Source organism: Kitasatospora sp. NPDC024654 (assembly GCF_055559155.1).
This window is the reverse complement of sequence record NZ_JBVHLF010000101.1, coordinates 10,622-22,398: the sequence shown is the minus strand read 5'-3', so window position 1 is coordinate 22,398 and position 11,777 is coordinate 10,622. Positions and strand designations below refer to the sequence as shown.

10 protein-coding genes are annotated in these 11,777 nt (G+C 73.4%); 3 read left to right on the top strand and 7 right to left on the bottom strand.

The genetic code is table 11. The features are described from left to right. The 3 genes from ACZ38L_RS33890 to ACZ38L_RS33880 all read left to right on the top strand — a co-directional run. Positions 1-316: hypothetical protein (locus tag ACZ38L_RS33890; RefSeq protein WP_465700790.1), on the top strand; the 316-nt coding region annotated here is incomplete at its 5' end. A 392-nt stretch (positions 317-708) separates the two neighbouring features. Next, positions 709-1,806, top strand: a complete 1,098-nt coding sequence (locus tag ACZ38L_RS33885) for a PP2C family protein-serine/threonine phosphatase (protein WP_465700792.1) — start codon at positions 709-711, stop codon at positions 1,804-1,806. Between the two features lie 83 nt (positions 1,807-1,889). Then, positions 1,890-2,789: a LysR family transcriptional regulator gene (locus ACZ38L_RS33880; protein ID WP_465700788.1), complete on the top strand. Its 900-nt coding sequence runs from the start codon at positions 1,890-1,892 to the stop codon at positions 2,787-2,789. 92 nt (positions 2,790-2,881) lie between these two features. Here ACZ38L_RS33880 and ACZ38L_RS33875 read toward each other — a convergent pair whose 3' ends face one another. The 7 genes from ACZ38L_RS33875 to ACZ38L_RS33845 form a co-directional block, all read right to left on the bottom strand. Beyond that, entirely contained in the window at positions 2,882-3,634 is a 753-nt protein-coding gene (locus ACZ38L_RS33875) for an SDR family NAD(P)-dependent oxidoreductase (RefSeq protein ID WP_465700784.1), read from the bottom strand. A 424-nt stretch (positions 3,635-4,058) separates the two neighbouring features. Further along, positions 4,059-5,048, bottom strand: a complete 990-nt coding sequence (locus tag ACZ38L_RS33870) for an alpha/beta fold hydrolase (protein WP_465700782.1) — start codon at positions 5,046-5,048, stop codon at positions 4,059-4,061. Between the two features lie 171 nt (positions 5,049-5,219). Beyond that, positions 5,220-6,425: an MFS transporter gene (locus tag ACZ38L_RS33865; RefSeq protein WP_465700780.1), complete on the bottom strand. Its 1,206-nt coding sequence runs from the start codon at positions 6,423-6,425 to the stop codon at positions 5,220-5,222. A gap of 5 nt (positions 6,426-6,430) precedes the next feature. After that, positions 6,431-7,678, bottom strand: coding sequence for an ATP-grasp domain-containing protein (locus ACZ38L_RS33860; protein ID WP_465700778.1), 1,248 nt, complete (start codon positions 7,676-7,678; stop codon positions 6,431-6,433). 166 nt (positions 7,679-7,844) lie between these two features. After that, complete coding sequence (panD, locus tag ACZ38L_RS33855; RefSeq protein WP_465700775.1) at positions 7,845-8,294, bottom strand: aspartate 1-decarboxylase; 450 nt, start codon at positions 8,292-8,294, stop codon at positions 7,845-7,847. A gap of 100 nt (positions 8,295-8,394) precedes the next feature. After that, entirely contained in the window at positions 8,395-9,369 is a 975-nt protein-coding gene (locus ACZ38L_RS33850) for an ornithine carbamoyltransferase (RefSeq protein ID WP_465700771.1), read from the bottom strand. Positions 9,370-9,479: 110 nt separating this feature from the next. Continuing rightward, on the bottom strand, positions 9,480-11,681 hold the full coding sequence (locus ACZ38L_RS33845; protein ID WP_465700767.1) for a non-ribosomal peptide synthetase: 2,202 nt from the start codon (positions 11,679-11,681) through the stop codon (positions 9,480-9,482). Positions 11,682-11,777: the final 96 nt, after the last annotated feature.

The window sequence follows — 11,777 nt, the reverse complement described above, 5'->3', positions numbered from 1 at the left end:
CAGGGAGCGTGAATCCCTCGCAGGTGTGCGCCCCGGGAGCGAGCCAGCGCACACCTCAACCGTGATCGGCTACACCACACAGCGGGACGCCATCGCCCTGGTGGTGGCGGCACTGCCGCAACACCGACCGGACCGCGGCCGCCGGACCGCGGCCCGGCCTTCCGGGTGGGCGAGGACCGCCAGGATCCGGCGGTCGTCCGGCGACGCGACGGCCCTGAAGGCGCTGGTCCCGACCGTGCGCGGCACGCCCGCGGCGGCGTGCCGGTGGGCAAGCCGCCGCCGTGGTCGCGTGCTCGACGCCGTCGGCGGGCGGTAGGGGTCGCTTTGCCGTGATGATCGGTGTATGGGTGTCTACGTGGGTTCCGTTCCACCGGGGCGTGCTGCCGAGGCGGGTCACGAGCCGGATGACGCTCCTCACCGGAAGTCCCGGGCCATGCCGTCCCAGGTCGCGGCGGACTCGGCGGCCGGCAGGGTCCCGCCGCCGGCCGGGCGGATGCTCCGCGGCGCGCCGGTGGATCCGCCTCCCGTGGGGCCGTGGCAGTCCGCCCCGCCCGCCCGCGCCCGGCCGGTTGCCCGCGGTCTCCGGGGCAACCGGACGCACCGCCGCCGGAGCGAGCTGTGAGGCTGCCAGGCCACGGCGGGGCCGCCCGGCGCAGTACGACGAAGCGGGGCGGCACCCCGCCGCGGGTGCCCGCCCCGCCGGCCTGGATACGCTGGCTGCCGGCCATCTACGTCGCGGCCATCCTCGCGCTGGAGCCGATCACTCCCGTGCAGTGGCCGGTGAGCTTCCTGCTCATCGCGCTGCCCGTCATCGCCGCCTACGCCCACGGTCCCGCCAGCGTCGCCGCCATCACGGTCTTCGCCGTGGTCTTCGAAGGGGTGCTGGCCGGCACCCCGTGCTGTGCGGACCGTTCCGTGGGCTATCTGTGGGAGCGCCACTACGTGGCCTCCTACGTCTCTACGGCGTTGGTCGGGGTCCTGGGCACCGTGCTGGCCGCCCACCGGACGCGCCGGGAACGCACCCTGGCCACTGTACGCTCGGTGGCCGAGACGGCGCAGCGCGTGCTGTTGCGTCCGGTACCCCGCGTCCTGGGCCGCGTCAGCATCGAGACCCTGTACCTGTCGGCGGCCGCGGAGGCCCGGATCGGTGGCGACCTGTACGAGGCGGTGAGCACGGCGCACGGCGTGCGGCTGGTGATCGGCGATGTCCGGGGCAAGGGCCTGCTCGCGGTGGAGACGGCCGCGGCGATGTTGGCCGCCTTCCGCGAGGCCGCCTACGACGAGCCCGACCTGCCCGCCGTCGCCCGCCGACTGGAGCGGAGCATGAGTCGCCGGGCCGGCCAGCTCCCCAGCAGCGAGGAGCGCTTCATCACCACGGTGCTGGCCGAGATTCCCGCTGACGAGCCGGTGGTCCGCATCGTCAACTGCGGTCACCCCCCACCACTGCTCATCTGCCGGGGCCGGGTCAGCGAGCTGGACCCGTCCGATCCGTCACCGCCGCTCAACCTCGGCGTGCTCCTCGGCGGCGACTACCACGTCGACGTGCGGCCCTTCCGCGTGGGCTCCCAACTGCTGCTGTACACCGACGGCGTGACCGAGACCCGGGACCGCACGGGAGCCTTCTACCCGCTCATCCAGCGCGTCCGCGACTGGACCGCCCTGCCGCCCCGGGAGCTGCTGAACCGCCTGCACCAGGACCTGCTCGCCTACAGCGACGCCGGCCTCGACGACGACATCGCCGTCCTGATCGCGTACCAGCTCCCCGACGAGGAGCAGGGCGGTGACGGCCGAGCCGACCCGGGGTGAACCACGACCTGTGGCGGCTCACCCCAGGGGGCGTCGTCACACCGGGTTGCCGCTCGACCCGGCGGACGTGATGACATGGGGGCATGGAGTTGCGGGAGCTGCGGGCGTTCGTGGCGGTGGTGGAGGAGGGCGGGCTGTCGGCGGCGGCGCGCCGGCTGCACGTGAGCCAGCCGGCGCTGTCCCAGACGGTCAGCGGGCTCGAGCGGCAGCTCGGCGTGAAGCTGCTGGTACGCGGCAGCACCGGTGTGCGGCCCACCGAGGCCGGGACGGCGCTGCTCGGGGAGGCCCGGGCCGTACTGGCGCGGCACGACCAGGCACTGCGGGCGATGGCCCGGTACACGGAGGCCGGGGGCGGCGCCCTGCGGATCGGGATCCCGCTGGAACTGCCGTCGGGGCTGCTGGATCCGGCGTTGGCGGAGCTGGCGGAGGCCTTCCCGGACAGCCGGGTGCGGGCCCGCCACCTGTCCACCGCCGAGCAACTGGCCGCCCTGCGGGCCGGTGAGCTCGATGTGGGGCTGCTGCGGGAGCGGCCGACCGGTGCGGAGTTCGACGCGCTGCTCGTGGTGCGCGAGCGGCTGGGCGTGCTGCTGGCCACGAAGCGGGCCGCCGAGCTCGTCGGGCCCGACGGTGTCGCGCTCGACGCGCTCGTCGGACTGCGGTGGGTGGGGTTTCCGCGTTCCGGCAGTCCCGCCTGGTACGACGAGCTGACCGCCGTGCTGCGCGGCCACGGACTCGATCCCGGTCCGCAGGAGCCGGAGGGGCAGGCGTTGATCGCCGAGGTGAAGCTGGCGGGGGTCGCCGGGGGCCGGGCCTTCGCGCTGGCACCGCATCACTGGCAGCAGCCGCTGCCCGCGCACGTGACCTGGTCACCGCTGGTCGGGCACCCGCTGGTGCGGAGGACCTGGGCGGTGTGGCCGGCCGATTCGACGCGGCGTGACCTGGGCCGGTTCGTCGCCGCACTGGACCGGTCCGCCCGCCCCTGACGCTGGGGGCCGGGCCCCGGACGGTGCTGGGTGTCCTGCCGGACGCCCCGGGCCGCTGGCACGCGGCCGGGACGTCCGACGGGCCGCGCGGGTCAGACGGCGGTACGGCCGCCGTCCACGGGCAACAGGGCGCCCTGGACGAAGCTCGCCGCGTCGCTGGCCAGGTAGGCGATCGCCTCGGCGATCTCCTGCGGCTCGGCCGGTCGGCCGGCCGGGGCCTGGGCGGCCAGGACGCTGAGGTCCTCGCCCATGCCAGCGGTGCCCTCGGTGCGCACCGGGCCGGGACGGACGGCGTTGACCCGCACCCCGCGCGGGCCGTACTCCGCGGCCCAGGCCTTGGTCAGCAGCTCCACGGCCGCCTTGCTCGACCCGTACAGGGCCATGCCCAGGGCCCCGTACGCCGCGACCATGGTGCTCACGTTGACGATCGCACCAACGCCCCGCTCGGCCATCGCCGGCGCGAGTTCCGCCACCAGGTGGAACGGCGCCTTCACGTTCAGCGCGTAGACGGTGTCGACCTCGCTCTCGGTGGCCTTCTCGGTGGGCCCGAACGGGTAGATGCCCGCGTTGTTCACCAGGATGTCGACCCGGCCACCGCCCAGCTCCACGGCCCGCCGGGCCAGTTGCCGCACCGAGTGCGCCTCGCGCAGATCGGCGGCGACGAAGTCGGCCTTGCCGCCGCGGGCGCGGATGGCGGTGACCACGGAATCGCCGCGGGAGCTGTCGCGGCCGGCGACCAGTACGTGCGCTCCCCGCTGGGCCAGGAGTTCCGCGGTGGCGGCGCCGATGCCGCTGGTGGCTCCGGTCACCAGGGCCACGCGTCCGGTCAGATCAAGCGAACCCATGAGGTTGTCCTCCGTGTCGAAGAGGTGAGGATCGCGTTCGTGCGGCGGTGCCGCGTCCGCTGCCCCGCCGGCTCGTGCGCGAGCTGACATGCGGGAAAAGTGCCACATCCGCCGCGGGATTCCGTTCTCGTCATCGGCGATTCCTGGGGCCGTCATAAGTTCGGGGGAGTGCGGAACGGCTGTGCTCCTCGCGGGCGGCGCCGGCGGGCCCGTGGCCGGTCACAGGGTGCGTGCGGTCATAAGGAGAACGGATGGCCCCTCTTGGTGACTCCTACGGTCAGGGTATGACGGCCGGCTCGCACCGCGCGGGGACCTGAACCGGGGAGCCGGGCGGGCCGCGCCTACGACGGGCTGGTGCCGGGCGCCGGCCCGCTCGGCCGGAACGTCGCGGATTTCCGGCCGAGCGTGGCGACACGCCGGCTGATCAGGAGGACGGGGAGGGCAGGGACGTCAGCCAGTCGGTCAGGAGCCGGTTGACCTCGGTGGGGCGTTCCTGCTGGATCCAGTGTCCGCAGCCGTCGAGGAGGTGGGAGGAGTGCAGGCCGGGCAGGGTGGTGGGGTACGCGGCGATCGCGTCGGCCAGCCAGGTGGTGGAGGCGTCCAGGCCGCCGCCGACGAACAGGGAGGGCTGGGTGACGGGGGCACCGTCGAATTCGGCGAGGTCCTCCCAGTCCCGGTCCATGTTCCGGTAGCGGCTCAGTGCCCCGCGCAGGCCGGTTCGCTCGAACTCCCCGGCGTAGAAGTCGAGGTCTTCCGCGCTGAGCCAGGCGGGCCGCCGTCCGGCGGGGAACCGGTCACGAAGTGTCCCGTCACGGCTGACGAAGTGCGGGTCGGGTGCGCCGACCGCCGGCATGGTGTCGGCGGACAGCGCGGCGTAGAAGCCCGCGAGCCAGCCGCGCACGTCGGGTTCGATCTCGGCCTCGGCCCGGCCCGGTTCCTGGAAGTAGGAGACGTAGAACTCCTCGTCGCCGCCCATCCGCGCGAAGGTCTCGCTGGGCCTCGGCCCGCTCCGCGGGAGGTAGGGAACGCTCAGCAACCCCACCGCGCGGAAGACGTCCGGCCTGACCAGGGCGGAGTTGGCGGCGATGGTCGAGCCCCAGTCGTGGCCGACGATCACCGCGGACCGTTCACCCAGGGCACGCACCACCGCGGCGTTGTCCTCGACCAGCTCGAGCATCCGGTACGCCGCCGCGTCCTCGGGTTTGGCGGAGCGCCCGTACCCGCGGACGTCGATGGCGACCGTGTGGTACCCGGCCGCGGCCAGTGCCGGCAGTTGGTGGCGCCAGGAGTACCAGGACTCCGGGAACCCGTGCACCAGCAGGACCAGCGGCCCGGTGCCCTGCTCCACCAGGTGGATCCGGCCGGCCGGCGAGGGGACCAGCCGGTGAGTGAGGCCCGTGGCCGATGGTGACATGAATCCTCCCGGGAACTCGATCAGCCGTGCGCCAAGGGCGGGCCGGTGCCCCGCCGTTCGACGGCTCACGCCGATCTTGCTGCGCGCGGCGCGCGGAGCGCGAGGTCTGTTGCCACTTCGGCAAATCAGCCCGGGGCGGGCGGATGCGATGCCGCCAGCGCGGTCTGACGCTCAGTCGGAACAGGGCGTGCGGAGGCTGAGAGCCGAACTCCGGGGGAGCAGGACGATGGTGACGAGTGCCAGGGCGATGCCGCAACCGGCGAGGTACCACGGGCTCGAGGGCCCGGTGTGGTCGGCGAGGAGGAGGCCGAGCTGTGGGCTGGTGATCAGCCCGATGTTCATGACCGCCGAGTACAGGCCCAGGTTCCTGGACTCCCTCCCGGGGTGCGACACCTGGGAGACGTAGTGGATGAGGCCCGGGAAGAGCATCATCTCGGCCGCCGTCCACAGCAGTGTCGCGCCCACCAGCGCCGGGCCGGACCGGACCGCACCCATCAGGACGAAGCCGGCCGCCGCCAGGGCGTACCCCGTGACCAGGGACCCGAACGCACTGGTGTCGCGCATCGCCGTGTTCAGCGGGATCTCGAACAGCACGATGCTCCCGGCGCTGACCGCGAAGATCAGTCCCACCCACAGGCCGGAGAGGCCGAGGTCGTGCACGACGTACACGCTGAGAAAGGTGAGCGGTAGGGCGTACGCGCAGTGGATCGGGACGCTCAGCACGAGGATGGTCCAGAACCTGGCGTCACGCCGGTCGGTGCCGTCCCCGGGGGCGGCCGGGTCGGGTCGGGTGGCCGGCGGCGCACCGGTAGCGGGACGGGAGACGAGGTAGAGCGCCGCGGCGAGGACCGCGAGGGCGTTGAGCCCGAAGAGGACGGTGGGCCGCCAGACGAAGACCGCGGCGCCGACCACCGGACCGACCCCCATGCCGAGGTTGATGGCGAGCCGGTTGAAGGAGAAGGCGATCCTGCGGTCCCGTTCGGAGGACTGGTGGATGGTCTCCAGGTAGGAGGCGGGCATGAAGATCTCGTAGCAGAACCCCCAGACCGTGGTCGCCGCCATGAGCACCCCGGGTCCTCGGACGAAGGGCAGGCACCCCGCGGTCACCGCGTTGCCGGCGAGACCCGCGGCCATGACGGTGCGGGGTGGCAGCGCCCGCAGCAGCGGACCCGAGCACAGGTCGGCGGCGAGCGCCCCGATGCCGTAGAGGGCGACGATGAGACCCACCTGGGGGCCGGAGTACCGGTTCCGGCCCACCAGGTAGGCGGTGAGGAAGGGGAACGCCACCGCTCCGGTCTGGAGGATCAGAGTGGTGACGAACAGGACCCGCAGTGCGGGCCCGAGCCCTCGCACCCCGTCGAGTGTGCGGCGCAGCATCGGCATCACACCAGGTAGACCCGGTCCTTGAGGTCACGGACCCGGGTGTAGTCCGCGAGCATGGCCTCCAGGGTCGGCCCGGTCAGGTAGACGCGCATGGTGCAGGTTCCCAGGTCCACGGTCGGCCGGATGCGCTGGCCCGGCGCCACGTTCAGGACGGTCCGGTGCACCGTCGGCAGGGCGTTGATCCGCCGGACGGTGTCCTCGTCGATCGCGCGGACGACGCCCGCCACGCTCGTGGCGACCGTGTAGCCCATGGCCGGCTGCCGCCGGGTGTAGAGGCGCCCGGCGTGGTCCGCCAGGAACGCCTCGGGCTGGGCGTAGGCCATGGCGACCAGGTCCGCCTGGTTCTGCCCGAGGCACACGTCGTGCAGGTCCGGGTGCATACCGCCGCTGAGGCGGGCTCCCGTCTCGACCAGCGTCGGTCCGGCGGAGGTCAGCTTGACCTCGCTGTGCGCGGCGCCGTGCCGGATGTTCAGGGCGTCCAGCACCGTGCCGACGTAGGCGACGAGTTCCGGGACCGGGTCGGCGCCCGGCGGCAGCAGGATGTCCTTGTCGTACAGGTTCTTGCCGTTCACCAGCGTTTTCTCGTACTTCCAGACGCTGCTGACGAAGTGCCGGCCGTTGCGGCTGACGGTGTCCACGATGTACTCGTCGCCGTCGAGGTAGGACTGGACCAGCACCTCGGTGTTCGGCAGGCCGAAGGCGTCCCGGGTGGACAGGACGTCCCGCGCCGCGCGCCGGACCTCGTCCAGGGCGGAGCAGATGACGACGCCGTCGGTGTTGCAGGAGCTGAGGGGCTTCACCACCACCGGGAACGTGCCGTGGTCCTCGACCCAGGCGAGGACGGACTCCACCTCCGCGCTCTTGAACTGACTGACCGACCGCACGCCGGCCGCGCGCAGCGTCTCCATCATGGTGAACTTGTTCCGGCGCGCCCCGGAGAGGCGTGATCCGTTGCCGGGCAGTCCCATCAGCTCGCTCAGCCGGTCGGCCAGTGGTACTCCGGGTTCCTGGCCGGCGATGACACAGAGTGGGTCGTAGGCGGCCAGCCGGCGGACCGTCGACTCCTCGTCCGTGTGGACGACGTTCTCCAGGTACGCGGAGGGATCCGGCGGCAGCCAGGAGGGGATCGGCTCCGGGGTGCTCTGGACGTGGACCACGGAGATGCCTCGGCGGGCGAAGGCCGGGGGAAGTGAACTCGCATTGTAGTAGCCGTCCACGATGACGGCGGTGGGAGCGCTCGCGGGCATGGAACATCCTCAGCTGGTCTCGAAGGTGGAGGAACCCGCCGGGGCCGAACGGTCCTCAGGGGCGGGCGTCCTGGGCTCACGGGGGAGCGGACGGGATCCGCGGGGAACCGCGCCCCCGGGACCGGGGCGCGTCCGCCGTGCCGTGACGTCGGCCGGACCCACCGCCCTACCCTCGCGCGGTCGCCCCGTCCAGCCGCGCGACGGGACGCACCACGTCACCGCGGAGCGCTCCGGGCAGCTCACCGGTCGCGGCCGGGTCCGCGCCAAGCGAGGTGATCCGGTTGTGTTCGTCGACGAACACCACCTGTGGCGTCGCCTGGCCGGCCTCGGCCTCGGGGCACATCCGGTAGGCGATGATGATCACCAGATCGCCGACGTTGATCAGCCGCGCCGCCGCGCCGTTGATGCCGACGACGCCGGAACCCTTCGGCCCCTCGATCAGGTAGGTCGACAGCCGGTTTCCGTTGTTGACGTCGACGATGTCGACCTTCTCGCCGGGCAGCAGGCCGGCGGCGGCCATCAGGTCTCCGCAGAGCGTGAGCGATCCGACGTAGTGCAGATCGGCCTGGGTCACGGTGGCACGGTGGACCTTGGACTTGAGCATGGTCAGGTACATGGTGTTACTCCTCGGGGCGGGCTTGCGGTCGTCGTTGTTCGACGGAGGGTCGGTTCGGACGGGCGATCGGTTCGGGCACGCGATCAGGTCGGACGTTCGATCAGGTCAGGCACCACTCCAGCACCGCCATCGCGCCGTAGAGCTTGTGAGCGGCCTGCTGGAAGGCGATGCTGCGCTCGCCGTCGAGCACGTCGGCGTCCACCTCCTCGCCCCGGTGCGCCGGCAGGTCGTGCATGAAGACCGCCGACGGGCAGCGGTCCATGAGTGCCGCGTTCACCTGGAACGGGCGGAACACCCGCCGCCACTCGGGATCGTGCTTGGTGGTGCCGGTGGTTTGCCAACGGGTGGCGTAGACGACGTCCACCTGCGGCGGCACCTCGTCCATCTGGTGCCGCTCCTCGATCAGTGCGCCGTGCGCCGCGGCGTACTCCTGCCCACGACGCAGCGCGGCCGAGGGCAGGCCGTACCCGGGTGGGGTCCGCAGGTGCAGTTCGGCACCCGCGTAGCGGGTCAGGGCCAGCGCCAGTGCGACGGCGGTGTTGTTGCCCTCGCCCACGTACAGCACGCGCAGGCCCTCCAGCCTGCCGACGGTCGTGAGCATGGCCGACAGGTCGGTGACGCCCTGCGTGGGATGTTCGTCCTCGGTCATCGCGTTGACCACGGACATGGTGCCCCACGCGGCGATCGCGCGGAGTTCCCGGGCGCTCGCCGAGGTGCGCGCGACGAGGCCGTCCAGCATCAGACCGAGCACCCGGCCGGTGTCGTCCGCGCTCTCACCGGTGTTCTCCTGCAGGTCGTTCGGGCCGTAGGCGATCAGCTGGGCGCCCAGCCGCAGCGCGGCGACGGAGAACGCGGTGCGGGTCCGAGTGGAGGTGGTGCGGAAGTACGTTCCCACCACCCGTCCGCCGAGTTGCCCGGTCAGCGGGACGGCGCCGCGCGCGTGGTCGCTCGACCGGCGCACCAGCGCGTACAGGTCGTCGTCGGACAGGTCCGCCAGGGACAACAGGTGGCGTCGGCCGGCCGGTCGGGACGGATCCGTGCTGTTGGGGAGTGCTCGTGACGTCGCTCGTGGCATGGGGGCCTCACTCACTGTCGGGGCAGCCGACGGCCGCTGGGGTGGGTGTCCGGGGGCGGTCCCGGGGAACCGGCTCACGGTGGTCGGTACGGTGTGCGCCGCCAGGCCGATCACCCGTCGCCGCCGGTGCGGTCGGCCAGGCGGGCGAGCAACCCGGCGGCCGGCTGGGCGACGACCGGGGGGCGCATCATGCCGTAGTGGTCGGCCCGCACGGTGGCATCGGTCCACGGCGCGGAGGTGAAGCGCCGCCAGTCGGTGCGGGCGACGCTGCCGTCGAGCAGGCTGCTCTCGGCGTAGACGGCGTGCAGCGGTGCCCGGACCGGGGTGGGCAGCCAGTCGCGGAACAGCGCGGTCTGGTGCCGGATCAGCCGGAAGTGCCCGGGGAACGCGGCCGAGTCCGCCGGCGTGCCCATCGGACGCGCCCGGTCCTGAACCACCTTCAGCAGTTCCTCGTCCACCGCGACCCCATCCGGTACCAGGCTCAGGACCTCGGCGAGGAGCGCGCCGTGCCGCTCTTGGAGGTCGGCTCCGTAGCCGGCGCGCAGCGCCATCCGCACCGACTCGCGGTCGCCCAGGGGCTCGGTGCCCACGCCGCAGTCCCACATCTCGACGAAGTCCAGTTCGATGCCGCGCGACTCCAGCTCGGCGGCCACCGCCAGCGCGATCAGGCCGCCGAGCGACCAGCCGAACAGCGCGAGTCGCCGTGCGGGCACGAGTGCGGTCAGCTCGTCGGCGTACCGCACGGTCAGGCTCGCGACGTCCGGCGGCTCCTGGCCGGCCCCCGCCACCGTGGCCGACCGGACTCCCCAGACCGGCACCGACGGCGGGACCAGGCGCAGCAACGGCTGGTAGGCGAGCAGGGATCCGCCGAGCGGATGCAGCACGACCAGCGGCAGTTGCCCGGCCGGCGCCGGGCCGCTGCCCGCGGCCGTGGTCAGCGGCACCACCAGGCCGCGGTCGGCGGCGTCCCGCCCGGCTCCCCGCGCCGGCTCGGCGCCGAGCGCGTCGGCCATCGCCGCCAGCGTGCGGTGGCCGAAAACCGTCTGGAGCGGTAGCCGGGTGCCGAACTCGGCCTCGACCTGCCGCACCAGACGGCCGGCGAGCAGCGAGTTGCCGCCGAGCGCGAAGAAGTCGTCGCCGTCGTCCACGCCGTCGCGCCCCAGCAGCCGGGACCAGATGAGCGCCAGCCGGCGCCGGGCGGGCGTCGTGGGGCCGACGGCCGGCGCCGCCTCGGACCGCGTCCGCGCCAGCGCCACCAGGCGGGCCGCGTCCAGCTTGCCGCTGGCCGTGCGCGGAAGCTGCGGCAGGACGGCGAAGGAGGCGGGCACCATGTAGCCGGGCAACCGGGTGGCCGCGAACGCGCGGACCCGGTCGGTCGTCGTCGCCGGGTCGGCCAGTACGAGGCCGGCGTGCAGTACCGCCGAGGGGCCGCCCTGTCCGATGACGACCACGGCGGCGTCCGAGACGCCGGGGGCGGCCCGCAGCACGCCGGCGATCTCCGAGGGCTCGATCCGGTAGCCGCGGAGCTTGACCTGCTCGTCGCGCCGGCCGAGGAACTCCAACGTGCCGTCACCCCGCCTGCGCACCAGGTCCCCCGTGGCGTACCGGCGGGATCCGTCGGGCGCCTCGAGGAAACGTTCGGCCGTCCGCTCCGGCTGGCCGGCGTAGCCGAGCGCGAGCTGCGGGCCGGACAGGTACAGCTCGCCGGGGAAGCCGATCGGTACCGGACGCAGCCGGGAGTCGAGGACCTGTGCGGTGACTCCGGCGAGCGGCCGGCCGATGACCGGTTGCGCGTCCGGGGCCTCGATGAGGCAGCCGGTGGCGTTGATGGTGAACTCGGTCGGCCCGTAGACGTTCACCGCGCGCACCTCGGCCGAGGCGAGCCGTCGCCACAGGCCGGCCGGCACCGCCTCGCCGCCCACCACCAGCACCCGGGGCGGCCGGCCGGGCCGGTCGAGCAGGCCGGCGTCGGCCAGGGCGGCCAGGTGGGTCGGCGTGCCGTCGACCGCGTCGATGGCGTGGTCCCGCAGGAACCGGACCATCGCCTCGGGGTCCGCCCGCACGGCGTCGGGCACCGGGTGGATCGTGTGCCCCGAGCGCAGCAGTTGGGTGCCCTGCCACGAGGCGTCGAAGGAGAACGGCGCGTTGACCGCCACCCGCGCGTGCTCGGGCAGCTCACCGTAGACCAGCCGGTCCATGGCCTGCCCGAACGCCGTCAGGCTCAGGTGCCGCACCGCGACCGGTTTGGGGTCTCCGCTGGTGCCCGAGGTGAAGACCAGGTAGGCGGTGTCATCGGGGGCCACCTCGGCCACCGGAGCGGTCGCCTCGTCGTCGGCCCGGGGGGGGGGGGGGGGGAGAGGGGGGGCGGGGGCCCTGGTGGAGCGGACGCAAGGCGCGAACGCCCCCGG